The 14,201-nt window shown below is 58.4% G+C and carries 12 protein-coding genes and 4 tRNA genes; 13 read left to right on the plus strand and 3 right to left on the minus strand.

Annotation, left to right across the window (positions count from 1 at the left end; translation table 11 throughout):
• The first annotated feature begins 40 nt into the window (after positions 1-40).
• The 9 genes from gltX (at position 41) to CKW23_RS01695 (ending at position 4,983) form a co-directional block, all read left to right on the plus strand.
• Positions 41-1,522, plus strand: a complete 1,482-nt coding sequence (gltX, locus tag CKW23_RS01655) for a glutamate--tRNA ligase (protein WP_025260666.1) — start codon at positions 41-43, stop codon at positions 1,520-1,522.
• A 179-nt stretch (positions 1,523-1,701) separates the two neighbouring features.
• A tRNA-Ala gene (locus CKW23_RS01660) sits at positions 1,702-1,777 on the plus strand.
• An 85-nt stretch (positions 1,778-1,862) separates the two neighbouring features.
• Positions 1,863-1,938: transfer RNA gene (locus tag CKW23_RS01665), tRNA-Glu, on the plus strand.
• Positions 1,939-1,990: 52 nt separating this feature from the next.
• Positions 1,991-2,066: transfer RNA gene (locus CKW23_RS01670), tRNA-Ala, on the plus strand.
• Positions 2,067-2,111: 45 nt separating this feature from the next.
• Positions 2,112-2,187: transfer RNA gene (locus CKW23_RS01675), tRNA-Glu, on the plus strand.
• 200 nt (positions 2,188-2,387) lie between these two features.
• Positions 2,388-2,927, plus strand: a complete 540-nt coding sequence (locus CKW23_RS01680; RefSeq protein WP_095066914.1) for a TetR/AcrR family transcriptional regulator — start codon at positions 2,388-2,390, stop codon at positions 2,925-2,927.
• A gap of 53 nt (positions 2,928-2,980) precedes the next feature.
• The gene (locus CKW23_RS01685; RefSeq protein WP_095066915.1) at positions 2,981-3,439 is read left to right on the plus strand and encodes a thioesterase family protein; all 459 of its coding nucleotides are present in this window, start codon (positions 2,981-2,983) and stop codon (positions 3,437-3,439) included.
• Positions 3,440-3,468: 29 nt separating this feature from the next.
• Positions 3,469-4,428: a tRNA-dihydrouridine synthase gene (locus CKW23_RS01690; protein WP_025260663.1), complete on the plus strand. Its 960-nt coding sequence runs from the start codon at positions 3,469-3,471 to the stop codon at positions 4,426-4,428.
• Between the two features lie 111 nt (positions 4,429-4,539).
• Positions 4,540-4,983: an Hsp20 family protein gene (locus CKW23_RS01695; protein WP_025260662.1), complete on the plus strand. Its 444-nt coding sequence runs from the start codon at positions 4,540-4,542 to the stop codon at positions 4,981-4,983.
• 41 nt (positions 4,984-5,024) lie between these two features.
• Here the strand turns inward: CKW23_RS01695 and CKW23_RS01700 are convergent, their stop codons facing one another.
• Together CKW23_RS01700 and CKW23_RS01705 are read right to left on the minus strand one after the other, a co-directional pair.
• Positions 5,025-7,199, minus strand: a complete 2,175-nt coding sequence (locus CKW23_RS01700) for a bifunctional diguanylate cyclase/phosphodiesterase (protein ID WP_095066916.1) — start codon at positions 7,197-7,199, stop codon at positions 5,025-5,027.
• Positions 7,200-7,306: 107 nt separating this feature from the next.
• Positions 7,307-8,176 carry a LysR family transcriptional regulator gene (locus CKW23_RS01705; RefSeq protein ID WP_095066917.1) on the minus strand — a complete coding sequence of 290 codons (870 nt, stop codon included), beginning with the start codon at positions 8,174-8,176 and terminating at the stop codon, positions 7,307-7,309.
• A 149-nt stretch (positions 8,177-8,325) separates the two neighbouring features.
• Between CKW23_RS01705 and leuC the strand changes: the two genes are divergently transcribed.
• The 4 genes from leuC (at position 8,326) to asd (ending at position 12,784) form a co-directional block, all read left to right on the plus strand.
• Entirely contained in the window at positions 8,326-9,750 is a 1,425-nt protein-coding gene (leuC, locus tag CKW23_RS01710; RefSeq protein ID WP_095066918.1) for a 3-isopropylmalate dehydratase large subunit, read from the plus strand.
• Positions 9,751-9,760: 10 nt separating this feature from the next.
• The gene (gene leuD / locus CKW23_RS01715) at positions 9,761-10,402 is read left to right on the plus strand and encodes a 3-isopropylmalate dehydratase small subunit (RefSeq protein WP_095066919.1); all 642 of its coding nucleotides are present in this window, start codon (positions 9,761-9,763) and stop codon (positions 10,400-10,402) included.
• Positions 10,403-10,513: 111 nt separating this feature from the next.
• Positions 10,514-11,596: a 3-isopropylmalate dehydrogenase gene (leuB, locus tag CKW23_RS01720; RefSeq protein ID WP_095066920.1), complete on the plus strand. Its 1,083-nt coding sequence runs from the start codon at positions 10,514-10,516 to the stop codon at positions 11,594-11,596.
• 75 nt (positions 11,597-11,671) lie between these two features.
• Positions 11,672-12,784, plus strand: a complete 1,113-nt coding sequence (gene asd, locus CKW23_RS01725) for an aspartate-semialdehyde dehydrogenase (protein WP_095066921.1) — start codon at positions 11,672-11,674, stop codon at positions 12,782-12,784.
• A 57-nt stretch (positions 12,785-12,841) separates the two neighbouring features.
• Here asd and CKW23_RS01730 read toward each other — a convergent pair whose 3' ends face one another.
• Positions 12,842-14,008 (minus strand): acyltransferase, encoded by a 1,167-nt coding sequence (locus CKW23_RS01730; protein ID WP_095066922.1) that lies wholly within the window; start codon positions 14,006-14,008, stop codon positions 12,842-12,844.
• Between the last annotated feature and the right edge of the window lie 193 nt (positions 14,009-14,201).

Genomic DNA, 14,201 nt, shown 5'->3' on the forward strand with positions numbered 1-14,201 from the left:
TTAAGATTCCGCGCTTGATCGATCTATTTCGGAATTTTTCATGACCACCGTTCGCACTCGCATTGCGCCATCACCCACTGGCGATCCCCACGTTGGCACCGCCTACATCGCGCTTTTCAACTACTGCTTTGCCAAGCAGCACGGTGGTGAGTTCATCCTGCGTATCGAAGATACCGATCAGTTGCGTTCGACCCGCGAGTCCGAGCAGCAGATTTTCGATGCATTGCGCTGGCTGGGCATTGAGTGGAGCGAAGGTCCGGATGTGGGCGGCCCACATGGCCCGTATCGTCAGAGCGAGCGAGGCGACATCTATCGCAAGTACGCTCAGCAACTGGTCGATCTCGGCCACGCCTTCCCGTGCTTCTGCACTGCCGAAGAGCTGGACGAGATGCGCGCCGAGCAGATGGCCAAGGGCGAGACGCCGCGCTATGACGGCCGCGCCTTGCTGCTCTCGAAGGAAGAAGTGCAGCGTCGCCTGGACGCCGGCGAGCCGCACGTCATCCGCATGAAAGTGCCGACCGAGGGCGTTTGCGTGGTGCCGGACATCCTGCGTGGCGAAGTGGAGATCCCGTGGGATCGCATGGACATGCAGGTCTTGATGAAGACTGACGGTCTGCCGACCTATTTTCTGGCCAACGTGGTGGATGACCACCTGATGGGGATCACCCACGTACTGCGTGGCGAAGAGTGGCTGCCGTCCGCGCCGAAACTGATTCTGCTCTACGAGTATTTCGGCTGGGACAAGCCGCAGTTGTGCTACATGCCGCTGCTGCGTAACCCCGACAAGAGCAAGCTGTCCAAGCGCAAGAACCCGACGTCGGTGACGTTCTACGAGCGCATGGGCTTCATGCCTGAGGCCATGCTCAACTACCTGGGTCGCATGGGCTGGTCGATGCCGGACGAGCGCGAGAAGTTCTCCCTGCAGGAAATGGTCGATAACTTCGACCTGTCCCGCGTCTCCCTGGGCGGTCCGATCTTCGATATCGAGAAACTGTCCTGGCTCAATGGTCAGTGGCTGCGCGAGTTGCCGGTCGAAGAGTTTGCCAGCCGGGTGCAGAACTGGGCGCTGAACCCCGAATACTTGATGAAGATCGCGCCGCATGTTCAGGGCCGTGTCGAAACCTTCAGCCAGATCGCGCCATTGGCCAGCTTCTTCTTCGCGGGCGGCGTGACGCCGGATGCGAAGCTGTTCGAGCACAAGAAGCTGTCGGGCGATCAGGTCCGCCAGTTGATGCAGTTGATCTTGTGGAAGCTCGAATCCCTGCGTCAGTGGGAGAAAGACCCGATTACTGCCTGTATCCAGGCGGTGGTCGATCATCTGGAGCTGAAACTGCGCGATGCCATGCCGCTGATGTTCGCCGCCATTACCGGTCAGGCCAGTTCGGTTTCGGTGCTCGATGCAATGGAAATCCTCGGGCCGGACCTCACCCGTTTCCGCCTGCGGCAGGCTATCGATCTGCTCGGCGGAGTTTCCAAGAAAGAAAACAAAGAGTGGGAAAAGCTGCTGGGTGCCATAGCCTGATGCAGTGAAGGATCACTGTGTGCTCGCAGGGCAGGGGTGCACAGTGATCGATTCGACCTCGGTTTTACGGGGGCGAAGCGTTAAGTGTTTGTTATGTCGACGAAAAATTTTCAAAAATGTTGAAAATAAATTTGACAGGTTAGCGACTCACGCTTAACATGCGCCCCGTCCACTGATGTGGGGCTATAGCTCAGCTGGGAGAGCGCTTGCATGGCATGCAAGAGGTCAGCGGTTCGATCCCGCTTAGCTCCACCAAACAAAGCGTTTCAAGGTCGGCTACATTGCCTTGAAACAGTACGATGACAGGAACCAGCGCCTGTCATGTACGAAAGAAGGTTTTGTCCCCTTCGTCTAGTGGCCTAGGACACCGCCCTTTCACGGCGGTAACAGGGGTTCGAGTCCCCTAGGGGACGCCATATTCAAAGAGTGATTCCGCAAGGTTGATCTCCGCCGCGAGGCGATAAATCCGGGGCTATAGCTCAGCTGGGAGAGCGCCTGCATGGCATGCAGGAGGTCAGCGGTTCGATCCCGCTTAGCTCCACCAATTTTGCCAGGATTCGCTTTTAGCGAATTTGCTCGAAGGTTTTGCGTCCCCTTCGTCTAGTGGCCTAGGACACCGCCCTTTCACGGCGGTAACAGGGGTTCGAGTCCCCTAGGGGACGCCACGATTTCTCGCTCTGCGAGACCAAGGGTCATTCGATTATTGAATGGCCCTTTTGTTTTTTGGGCCTTTTTTAATTTCGCCCGTTCCTCTGTAAGTCCTTCCTTCTCGCGCAATTGCTCTGCCTTTGGCAGATAAGCCGCGTTGCGCTTGTCATTCAGGATTATGCGAATAATATTATCTGCGTAATTTCTGGAGAGCGGCATGACCGATAAAAAAGCGCAAACTCGTGAACGGATTCTCGACGCTGCCAGTGCGGCCCTCATCAGCCGTGGTCCGGAACAACCGAGCGTCAGTGAGATCATGAGCGCTGCGGGGCTGACGGTAGGGGGCTTCTACGCTCACTTCGACAGCAAGGAGTCGCTGATGCTTGAAGCCTTCGACCGGTTGCTGAAGCAGCGAAGGTCTGCCATTGCACAAATCGACGAGCAGCTTCCCTGTCATGAGCGGCGTGCCTTGCTGGCGGCGTTTTATCTGTCACGCAAGCACCGTGATGCCCAGGGCGAGGCCTGCCCGCTTCCTTCCACGGCAGGGGATATGCCGCGCTTGCCGGAGGGCTTTCAGGCCTCTTTGGCTGAGCATGTGGAGTTGATGGTGGCGCAGCTGTCCTCGAGCCCTGAAGAGGCGGACAAGGTCCTGGCTGATCTCGCATTGATGGTGGGCGGCCTGGTGCTGGCCCGTGCGCTGGGTACCGGCGAGTTGTCGGATCGTCTGTTGAGGGCGGCCAAGTCGGCGGTGGTTTAGACTGAGCTCCTTGTGGACATGAGTCCTCTCGCGATACGACAACAGGAGCAAATATGGTCTGGGATCGGGCAACGCCTTTTGTAATCGACCTCAATGTGGCAGCCGATGATATCGATGGCCTGGGACACGCCAATAACGCGGTGTATGTCTCTTGGCTGGAGCGTTGCGCCTGGCGGCATTCCCAGCATCTGGGGCTGGACCTGAGCGAGTATCGGCGCCTGGACCGGGCCATGGCGGTGGTGCGGCATGAAATCGATTACCTGGCCAGTGCCTACGAAGATGACGAACTGCAACTGGCCACCTGGATTGTCGACTGGGACAAGCGCCTGAAAATGACCCGCTGCTTTCAGCTCAAGCGCCCGGTGGACGGCTTGACCCTGCTGCGCGCGCGGACCACTTTTGTCTGTATCGAGCTGTCCAGTGGCAAGCCAAAGCGTATGCCGAATGAATTCATCGAGGGTTATGGCAGCGCCTTGTCGGGCGACATTCCAAATCCCGGCGCCGGGCAGTAAACTGCCGGACTTTTTTTCGAGTGTGACCCATGCAAATTGCTCTGGCGCCCATGGAGGGGTTGGTCGACGACATCCTGCGTAATGTGCTGACCCGCGTCGGCGGCGTTGACTGGTGTGTGACCGAGTTCATCCGGGTGACCGAGCGGGTCATGCCTGCCGCCTATTTCTACAAGCTGGCTTCCGAGCTGCACACCGATGCGAAAACAGCCGCAGGCGTGCCATTGCATCTGCAATTGCTGGGTTCTGACCCGGTCTGTCTGGCAGAAAATGCCGCGTTCGCCTGTGAGCTGGGGGCGCCGGTGCTGGACCTGAACTTCGGTTGCCCGGCCAAGACCGTCAATCGCTCTCGTGGTGGTGCGATTCTGCTCAGGGAGCCTGAGCTGCTGCATTCCATCGTCAGTCATGTGCGACGTGCCGTGCCCAAGGGGATTCCGGTCACGGCCAAGATGCGTCTTGGGTACGAGAATACCGACGGCGCCCTGGATTGCGCCCGGGCGCTGGTGGATGGCGGTGCCGAGCGGATCGTGGTTCATGCACGGACCAAGGTCGATGGCTACAAGCCGCCTGCGCATTGGGAGTGGATTGCCAAGATTCAGGAAGTGGTCAAGGTTCCGGTGGTTGCCAATGGCGAAATCTGGACGGTGGATGACTGGCGGCGCTGCAAGGAGATTTGCGGTGCGCGGGACATCATGATCGGTCGCGGGCTGGTGGCACGTCCGGATCTGGCCCGGCAGATCGCTGCGGCGAATGCGGGCGAAGAGGTTGTCGAGATGACCTGGGCCGAGCTGCAGCCGATGTTGCGCACTTTCTGGAAGGACTGCCTGGCCAAGATGACCCTTATCCAGGCGCCGGGACGCCTCAAGCAATGGCTGGTGCTCCTGACCAAAAGCTACCCGGAGGCAGTGGTCATGTTCGATACCTTGCGCCGTGAAACGGACTGCGAACGCATCAGTACCTTGATCGGTTTTTCTCCCGACGAACGGTCGTAAACGCTGTAAAAAACGGCTCTTGAAATCTGCAGGACAGACCTTAATTTGGTGGTTAAGCGATACCGGATACGGATCGCATGACTACCGTCTCACTGATTAAGGAGAACCATTATGGCAACTGCATTCTCTTTGGCCCCACTCTTTCGCCATTCAGTGGGCTTCGACCGCTTCAATGACTTGTTCGAGTCGGTGGCCCGAAATGATTCAACCAGCAGTTATCCGCCTTACAACGTGGAAAAGCACTCCGATGATCACTATCGCATCGTGATTGCGGCTGCCGGCATGCAGGAAGAAGATTTTGAACTGCAGATCGAAAACGGCGTGCTGACCGTCAGTGCTGGCAAGCGGGGTGATGAAGTCGAAGGCATCACCTATCTGCACCAGGGTATTACCCGTCGCGAGTTCAAGTTGTCCTTCCGTCTTGCGGACCATATCGAAGTCAAGAATGCCAGCCTGTCTCACGGTCTGCTGAATATCGATCTGATTCGTCTGGTGCCGGAAGAGGCCAAGCCAAAGCGCATCCCGATCAATCAGCAGAAAGTGCTGCAGCATTAATCACGTATTCAGGAAGGCATCCACGGATGCCTTCCTTTTTTCTATTCCTGAGCCAGCAAGGTTTGCACGTTGGTTTCCGGCAAGCCTCTTTCAAGGCACAGCAGGGCTTCAAACTCTGCAGGGGGCAGTGGCTCGCTGAATAGATAGCCTTGATAGGTGTGGCAATTCAGTTGTTCGAGAAACGCCAGTTGCTCCACGGTTTCCACCCCTTCGGCGATGACGCTGAGGTTGAGGCTGTTGGCCATGCCAACGATGGCGCGAACGATCTCGGCATCGTTGGGGTCGGTGGCGGCTTCGTGGACGAACGACTGGTCGATCTTCAGAACGTCTACCGGCAGTCGCTTGAGATACGTCAGGGATGAATAGCCAGTGCCGAAATCATCCATGGCAAAGCTGACGCCGATCTTTTTCAGGCGCAGCATCTTGGCGATGGTGTCGTCCAGGTTCTCGATGACAATGCCTTCGGTGATTTCCAGCTTGAGCATGGTGGGTGGCAGGCGATGGCGCTTCAGGCAGCTTTCCACTTGCTCGACGAAGTCAGTCTGGCGGAACTGGCGCGGGCTGATATTCACGGCCAGCAAAAAATCGTTCAGCGGCAGCAGGTCTTGTTGCAATAACCTGCCTCCCACTTTGCAGGCTTCTTCAAGGGCCCAGCCGCCAACTTCCAGAATCATCCCGCTTTCTTCGAGGATCTGAATGAACTGCGTAGGTGCCAGCAGGCCGTAATCGGGATGCTGCCAGCGCAGCAGGGCTTCTGCGCCAATGATCCTGTCGCTCTGGGTGTTGACCTGAGCCTGGTAGTACAAGTGCAGTTCGTTGCGGGTCAGGGCCATGCGCAGGTCGTTTTCCATGCGCAGGCGCTGGCTGGCGGCTTTCTGCATGGAGCGATGGAACAGCTGTGCGGCATTGCGCCCCGAGTCCTTGGCGCGATACAGCGCAATGTCGGCGCGCTTGAGGATATCGGCGGGGTTGGAGCCATGATCGGGTATGAGGGCAATACCGATGCTCGGTGTCACTTGCAGGCGCTGCCGGTCAATGAACATGGGTTCTGCCAGCAGCTTGCGCAGGTTGTCGGCGAGGTCCTGTACCTGAGTGGCGACTTCATGCCGGGAGCCTTCGAGGCCGCCGATCAGGACCACGAACTCATCGCCGCCCAGTCGGGCAACGGTATCTTCAAGGCGTACGCTGGCTTCAAGGCGGGCGGTGACGATGGTCAGCACGCAGTCGCCCATCGGATGGCCCAGGGAATCATTGATGTGCTTGAAGTGGTCCAGATCCAGAAACAGCAGGGCGCCGCGCAGGTTGTCCTGTTTGAGCTGAGTGAGTTGCTGGCTGAGCCTTTCCATCAGCATGGCGCGGTTGGGCAGGTTGGTCAGCGGGTCGTGATAGGCCAGGTGCTGGACCTGAGCCTGAGCGTGCTTCAGTTCACTGATGTCGCGGGCGGTAACCAGCAGGCAGGCGGTTTCATTCAGGGTGATGAGTTCGGCAGAAATATCCAGAACGAGCGGCGTGCCATTCTTGTGTCGCCCGGACATTTCCATGTGATGGATCTTGCCCGTCGTGCGCAATTGATCGGTCACTTGCCTGAGTTGTTCCGGCTCTACCCAGAGGCCTGCTTCAAGGGCGGTACGCCCCAGGACTTCCTGGCTGGTAAAGCCGGTAAGGCGGCAGAAACCGTCATTGACCTCTACATAGTGGCCGGATTCCAGTTCGGTAATGGTGATCGAGTCCGGGCTTGAGTGAAACGCCTTGGCGAATTTCTCTTCGCTGGCCAGTAGTGCCGAGCGTGCATGCTGTTGGGTGATATCCAGCAGAGTGCCGGATAACTTGAGGGGCGCGCCGTTTTCATCCCGATACAGGTGGGCGCGGCCTTCCAGCAGGCGGAGTGCGCCATTTTTCAGTTGCAGCCGGTAGGTGATCTGGAAACTGTCGTCCTGGCTGTCGAGCATGGCGTTGTAGGCCTGGCGCATGCGGTTGCGTTCTTCGGCAGGAACGTCAGTGAAAAAGATATGCAGGGTGTCGTTGAATGGCTGTGCCGACATCCCGTGCAGCTGGGCTGCCTGAGCCGATGCATGCAGCATGTCGCTGGGAATGTCCCAGTCCCAGGTTCCCATCTGTGCAGCCCCCAGAGCCATCTCCAGACGGTCGCGCAGTTCCTTTAACGTTTGTTGCGCACTGATGTGCGTCAGGGAGGAGCTATCTACTGGGATGGACATGTGATCACGAGCCTTTAACGAATAAAGCCACTAAAACGATCGAGTTACATCATGTAACCCATATATCAGGGTTACGGTGTTCTGTCTTGGAAATAAACGGCCGGCTGTCAGGCCTGGGCATCCAGGAGCGCCATGAACGCCTTGGCGGCATTCGAGAGCGTGCGCTCGGTGTGCAGGATGTAGCCTAGCTGGCGATTGAGTTGCACGCCTGGCAACGGAATGCGCGCCACCTGTTCATCGAGCATGGTGCGCGGCAGAACGCTCCAGGCCAGACCGATGGAAACCATCATTTTGATGGTTTCCATATAGTTGGTGCTCATGGCGATATTCGGTTTGAGGCCCTGGGCTTCGCACAGGCCGCTGACGATGTGGTGGGTAAAGGTGTTGCCTCCGGGAAATACGGCCGGATAGCGCACGATGTCTTCGAGTTTCATCGGGCCGCTGTTGGTCAGCGGGTGTTCCGGCGCGGCGACGAAATCCAGGGGGTCATCCCAGACCGGCACGGCACGCACCAGTGCGTGTGGATGGGGGGCGAGGGTTATGACCGCCAGTTCTGCGCGGCCATGGAGAATCTCTTCATAGGCCACTTCGGAATCAAGGAACTGAATGTCCAGTGCCACTTCGGGATAGGCGCGAGTGAACTCCCTTAATAAAGGCGGCAAACGGTGCAGGCCGATGTGATGACTGGTAGCCAGGGTCAGACGGCCGGTGACTTCGCCAGTGAGGTTGGTCAGTGCCCTGCGGGTGTCATCCAGGACATTGAGAATCTGATAGGCGCGAGGCAGAAGGGCGCGGCCAGCCTCGGTCAGGCTGACTTCCCGGCCCAGGCGATCGAAGAGGCGCACATTCAATTGTTGTTCCAGACCGGCAATGCGTTTGCTGATGGCTGGCTGGGTCAGATGCAGTTGTTCGCCTGCTCCCGAGAAGCTGCCGGTTTCGGCAATGGCGATAAAGGCGTTGAGGTTGGCGAGATCCATGGTCGGATTCCAGTTGGTTATCCAAAGCATAAAAAATATGAATTTGAGTTATTTAAGCATATTCCATAGCATTGTCCGCACAAGCCAAGGGGTCATCGATGTCCGATTGCCCAAGGCATAGAAAGAAAGCTGATGAGGAAGTACGTCCGATGGCCGGCAAAACGCTCTACGACAAGCTCTGGGATTCGCATTTGGTCAAACAGCGCGACGATGGTTCGGCGCTGATCTACATTGACCGCCATATCATCCATGAAGTGACCTCGCCACAAGCCTTCGAAGGCTTGCGTCTGGCCGGGCGCAAACCATGGCGCATCGACTCCATCATTGCGACCCCGGACCACAACGTTCCGACCACATCGGAGCGCAAGGGCGGTATCGGTGCCATCGAAGACGAAGTCTCGCGTCTGCAGGTCCAGACCCTGGACGACAACTGCGACGAATACGGCATCACCGAATTCAAGATGAACGACCCGCGTCAGGGCATCGTTCACGTGGTTGGCCCGGAGCAGGGCGCTACCTTGCCGGGCATGAGTGTCGTTTGCGGCGACTCGCACACGTCGACCCACGGTGCATTCGGTGCGCTGGCCCACGGCATCGGCACTTCCGAGGTCGAGCACGTGCTCGCGACCCAGTGCCTGGTCGCCAAGAAAATGAAAAACATGCTGGTATCGGTCGAAGGCCAGTTGCCGTTTGGCGTCACAGCCAAGGACATCGTGCTTGCGGTCATCGGCAAGATCGGTACGGCAGGCGGCAACGGTTACGCCATCGAGTTCGCTGGCAGCGCGATTCGTGACCTGTCCATCGAAGGCCGCATGACCATCTGCAACATGTCCATCGAAGCGGGCGCTCGCGTCGGCATGGTGGCCACCGACGAGAAAACCGTCGAATACGTCAAGGGTCGTCCGTTCTCGCCCAAGGGCGCAGAGTGGGACCTGGCTGTCGAGGCCTGGAAGGACCTGGTTTCCGATCCTGATGCGGTGTTCGACACTGTGGTCGAGCTGGACGCTGCGCAGATCAAGCCGCAGGTCAGTTGGGGTACTTCGCCTGAAATGGTGCTGGCCGTCGATCAGAACGTGCCCGATCCTGCCCAGGAAGCGGATCTGGTCAAGCGTGGCTCCATCGAGCGCGCCTTGAAATACATGGGCCTGAAAGCCAACCAGCCGATCACCGATATTCAGCTGGATCGCGTGTTCATCGGCTCCTGCACCAACTCGCGGATCGAAGACCTGCGCGCCGCGGCGGATGTCGCCAAGGGCCGCAAGGTGGCTGCGACCGTCAAGCAGGCCATCGTGGTTCCGGGTTCGGGCCTGATCAAGGAGCAGGCCGAGAAGGAAGGTCTGGACAAGATCTTCATCGAAGCCGGTTTTGAATGGCGTGAGCCGGGCTGCTCGATGTGTCTGGCCATGAACCCGGACCGTTTGGGTTCCGGCGAGCATTGCGCTTCCACCTCGAACCGTAACTTCGAGGGACGCCAGGGTGCCGGTGGTCGTACTCACCTGGTCAGCCCGGCGATGGCGGCAGCGGCAGCGGTCAACGGTCGTTTCATCGATGTCCGTGACTTGATCCAGCACTAAGGAGCCCAGCATGAAAGCGTTTACCCAGCACAACGGCCTTGTCGCTCCTCTGGATCGTGCCAACGTCGACACCGACCAGATCATCCCCAAGCAGTTTCTCAAGTCGATCAAACGCACGGGTTTTGGCCCGAACCTGTTCGATGAGTGGCGTTACCTGGATGTGGGTCAGCCTTATCAGGACAACTCCAAGCGTCCGCTGAACACCGATTTCGTGCTCAACCATGCCCGTTATCAAGGCGCCAGCGTGCTGTTGGCCCGCGAGAACTTCGGCTGCGGCTCCAGCCGTGAGCACGCGCCATGGGCGCTGGAAGAATACGGTTTCTGCGCAATCATCGCGCCAAGCTATGCCGACATCTTCTTCAACAACAGCTTCAAGAACGGCCTGCTGCCGATCATTCTTGCTGAAGACGAAGTCGATCAGTTGTTCCAGCAGGTTGAAGCCAATGAAGGCTACCAGTTGAGCATCGATCTGCAGGCACAGACCGTGACCCGTCCTGACGGCAAGGTCCTGAGCTTCGAGATCGACGCCTTCCGCAAACACTGCCTGCTCAACGGTCTGGACGATATCGGCCTGACCCTGGTGGACAGCGATGCCATCGCGGCCTTTGAGAGCAAGCACCGCGCCAGCCAGCCTTGGTTGTTTCGTGGCTGATCTTTGATCGCGAATGAATTCGCTCCCACACACCCGTAGGAGCGAATTCATTCGCGAAAAGCGACATGTCAGGTGCCGCCCAAGGCACCGATGCACAAAATTGAGGATGTTATGAGCAAGCAGATTCTGATTCTCCCAGGCGATGGTATTGGTCCGGAAATCATGACCGAAGCGGTCAAGGTGCTGGAAGTGGCCAATGAGAAGTATCAACTGGGCTTCGAGCTGACCCACGACGTGATCGGCGGTGCCGCCATCGACAAGCATGGCGTGCCTCTGGCTGACGAAACCCTGGACCGTGCCCGTGCTGCCGATGCGGTGTTGCTGGGTGCCGTGGGTGGTCCGAAGTGGGACACGATCGAGCGTGACATTCGTCCTGAGCGCGGTCTGCTGAAGATCCGTTCGCAACTGGGCCTGTTCGGCAACCTGCGTCCGGCGATTCTGTACCCGCAACTGGCCGATGCTTCCAGCCTCAAGCCGGAAATCGTTGCAGGCCTGGACATCCTCATCGTTCGCGAGCTGACCGGCGGTATCTACTTCGGCGCGCCACGTGGCACCCGCGAACTGGAAAACGGCGAGCGTCAGTCCTACGACACACTGCCTTACAGCGAAAGCGAGATTCGCCGTATTGCGCGTGTCGGTTTCGACATGGCCATGGTTCGTGGCAAGAAGCTGTGCTCGGTGGACAAGGCCAACGTACTGGCTTCCAGCCAATTGTGGCGTGAAGTGGTCGAGCAGGTCGCCAAGGACTACCCTGAAGTCGAACTGAGCCACATGTACGTCGACAACGCCGCCATGCAACTGGTACGCGCGCCCAAGCAGTTCGACGTGATAGTGACCGACAACATGTTCGGCGATATTCTCTCCGACGAAGCTTCGATGCTGACCGGTTCCATCGGCATGCTGCCGTCGGCCTCGCTGGATGCCCACAACAAGGGCATGTACGAGCCTTGCCACGGTTCGGCGCCGGATATCGCCGGTCAAGGCATTGCCAACCCGTTGGCGACCATCCTGTCGGTATCGATGATGTTGCGTTACAGCTTCAACCTGACCGCTGCCGCTGATGCCATTGAACAGGCTGTCAGTCTGGTTCTGGATCAGGGTTTGCGTACCGGCGACATCTGGTCGGCCGGTAACGTCAAGGTCGGCACGCAGGAAATGGGCGACGCAGTAGTCGCCGCGCTGCGGAATCTGTAATCTCTCTGGCCCGCTGCTCGCTGTGCATGGCACATGTGCGGCAGCGGTCCCACTTTTATTCAAGGTGTAGTTGCGATGAAACGTGTAGGTCTGATCGGTTGGCGTGGCATGGTTGGTTCCGTGCTCATGCAGCGGATGCGGGAAGAGCAGGACTTCGATCTCATTGAGCCGGTGTTCTTCACTACCTCCAATGTCGGTGGCCAGGCTCCGTCGGTAGGCAAGGATGTTGCGCCGCTGAAGGATGCTTACAGCATCGACGAACTGAAAACCCTCGACGTGGTTCTGACCTGCCAGGGCGGCGACTACACCAATGAGGTGTTCCCTAAACTGCGCGAAGCCGGTTGGCAGGGCTACTGGATCGACGCGGCCTCCAGCCTGCGCATGCAGGACGATGCCGTGATCGTGCTGGACCCGGTGAACCGCAAGGTCATCGACCAGCAACTGGACGCGGGCACCAAGAACTACATCGGCGGCAACTGCACCGTCAGCCTGATGCTGATGGGCCTGGGTGGTCTGTTCGAGGCCGGTCTGGTGGAGTGGATGAACGCCATGACGTATCAGGCGGCATCCGGTGCCGGCGCGCAGAACATGCGTGAGCTGATCAAGCAGATGGGCACTGTCCATTCTTCGGTCGCCGATGACCTGGCCAACCCGGCCAGCGCCATCCTTGACATCGACCGCAAGGTCGCTGAAGCCATGCGCGGCGAGGCTTTCCCTACCGAGAACTTCGGTGTGCCACTGGCTGGCAGCCTGATCCCCTGGATCGACAAGGAACTGCCAAACGGCCAGAGCCGTGAAGAGTGGAAAGGCCAGGCCGAGACCAACAAGATTCTGGGTCGCTTCAAGAGCCCGATTCCGGTGGATGGTATCTGTGTTCGTATCGGCGCCATGCGCTGCCACAGCCAGGCTCTGACCATCAAACTGAACAAGGATGTGCCGATTGCGGACATCGAAGGTTTGATCAGCCAGCACAACCCTTGGGTCAAGCTGGTCCCGAACCATCGCGAAGACAGCATCCGCGAGCTTAGCCCGACTGCCGTGACCGGCACCATGAGCGTTCCGGTGGGGCGTCTGCGCAAGCTGAACATGGGTTCGCAATACCTGGGCGCTTTCACCGTAGGCGACCAGCTGCTGTGGGGCGCGGCCGAGCCGTTGCGTCGCATGCTGCGGATCCTGCTGGAGCGTTGATTCGCTGAAGCTGTCAAAAGAACGCCCCTCATCAGGGGCGTTTTTTATGGCTGCGATTCAGGGTGCCGTTTCCTGGTGCTGGGCTCGGGGCCCCGCAATGCCGGAGGCTTTGCGACCCCAGACCTTGCCCAGCTCAATGCCCGGCAGTTCGATATAGCGATGCGTCAGTACCGACAGCAGCAACACCATACCGACGCTGATCGCGATGATCAGATTGTCCAGCAGCATGCTTTGGGTATGGATGTAGCGCAGGGCAACATTGGGGATCTCACTGGGAAGGTCGATCAGCAGGTCATGGCCGGTGACTTTGCCGAACAGCATCAGGCTCGTTGTCACGAAGAACAGTACGATGGTGTGAGTCATGTAGATCGAAAAGGACAGGGTGCCTGCCCACTTGAACGGCCGGGCGCACAGCCCTCTCGAAATCCCGCCTGCCTCGAAGGCAAACAGCCCGATCACCGCGCAGAACAACAGGCTCAGGGAAATATTCTGTGAGGGGCCGCTGTAGGTGATCGCCATGTAGACCGTCAGCAGGGCCAGCGCTTCCAGCAGCGTCGCCCAGCCTTTATGTAGCTCAAGCCCTTTGAATCTTGAGTAGAGCCGATAAGTCATTACTCCGCTGAAGAAGCACGCCAGGCCTGTCAGGGCGCCTTCGTTGAGGAAGGTGTCTTTGAAGTACAGCGCGACGAAGGCCAGGACAGCGATGGCCGAGAATATCTGCCGCGACCTCCCGGGCAGCCCGACGGCAATCAGGGCGAAGAGCAGGTACAGATAGAACTCGACGCTGATGCTCCAGGACGGGAAGTTGAACGACAAGTGGTTGAAGCCAGGCCACCAGGATTGCAGCAGCAACAGATTGGGCAGGATTTCGTCGGCAGCCCGTGGACCAGTAAAGCTGCCCGCGGCAAAAAGGATGCCCTGTTGTTCGGCGGCCAGCTTCAGGAACTCGAACAGCAGAGCCGCTAGCAGGGTCGCCAAATGCAGCGGGTACAGACGGCAGACCCGCGCAATGACAAAGCGCTTCAGTTGTGCCGTGCTGCCCAGTCGGTCGGCGTAAATGTGATAGAGCACAAAGCCGCTGAGCACGAAGAAAAAATTCACCAGGTAATTGGCATGCTTGAAAAACGCCAGTTCAGTAACGCTTTGCGTTGCATGAAAGTGATGCAGCACCACCGCAAGGGCACAAAGCCCGCGAAAGCTGTCGAGCACGAGAAATCGCTTCATGGCTTGGGTTCCTTGAAGGGCGGTTGAGGCTGCAAACAGCGCAGGAGGGCAGTACTGAGGGATGGGGCGTCGATATGCCGGGCACGTTACCACTGCGGCAAAGCTGCCGAGGGAAAGGGGGAGTGCCGGGTATTTAGAGAGACGTTACCAACATTAGCGCATTAAGAAGCAAGGCAGGGTTTAAATTAATCCC

The organism is Pseudomonas sp. Irchel 3A18 (assembly GCF_900187465.1).
GTDB classification, from domain to species: Bacteria; Pseudomonadota; Gammaproteobacteria; order Pseudomonadales; family Pseudomonadaceae; genus Aquipseudomonas; species Aquipseudomonas cichorii.

Bases quoted from the DNA above. Each gene is read 5' to 3' on its own strand.
- CKW23_RS01680 (WP_095066914.1), top strand. From the start codon at position 2,388: ATGACCGATAAAAAAGCGCAAACTCGTGAACGGATTCTCGACGCTGCC.
- leuB (WP_095066920.1), top strand. From the start codon at position 10,514: ATGAGCAAGCAGATTCTGATTCTCCCAGGCGATGGTATTGGTCCGGAA.
- leuC (WP_095066918.1), top strand. From the start codon at position 8,326: ATGGCCGGCAAAACGCTCTACGACAAGCTCTGGGATTCGCATTTGGTC.
- gltX (WP_025260666.1), top strand. From the start codon at position 41: ATGACCACCGTTCGCACTCGCATTGCGCCATCACCCACTGGCGATCCC.
- CKW23_RS01700 (WP_095066916.1), bottom strand. From the start codon at position 7,199: ATGTCCATCCCAGTAGATAGCTCCTCCCTGACGCACATCAGTGCGCAA.
- CKW23_RS01730 (WP_095066922.1), bottom strand. From the start codon at position 14,008: ATGAAGCGATTTCTCGTGCTCGACAGCTTTCGCGGGCTTTGTGCCCTT.
- CKW23_RS01705 (WP_095066917.1), bottom strand. From the start codon at position 8,176: ATGGATCTCGCCAACCTCAACGCCTTTATCGCCATTGCCGAAACCGGC.
- CKW23_RS01690 (WP_025260663.1), top strand. From the start codon at position 3,469: ATGCAAATTGCTCTGGCGCCCATGGAGGGGTTGGTCGACGACATCCTG.
- CKW23_RS01695 (WP_025260662.1), top strand. From the start codon at position 4,540: ATGGCAACTGCATTCTCTTTGGCCCCACTCTTTCGCCATTCAGTGGGC.
- leuD (WP_095066919.1), top strand. From the start codon at position 9,761: ATGAAAGCGTTTACCCAGCACAACGGCCTTGTCGCTCCTCTGGATCGT.
- CKW23_RS01685 (WP_095066915.1), top strand. From the start codon at position 2,981: ATGGTCTGGGATCGGGCAACGCCTTTTGTAATCGACCTCAATGTGGCA.
- asd (WP_095066921.1), top strand. From the start codon at position 11,672: ATGAAACGTGTAGGTCTGATCGGTTGGCGTGGCATGGTTGGTTCCGTG.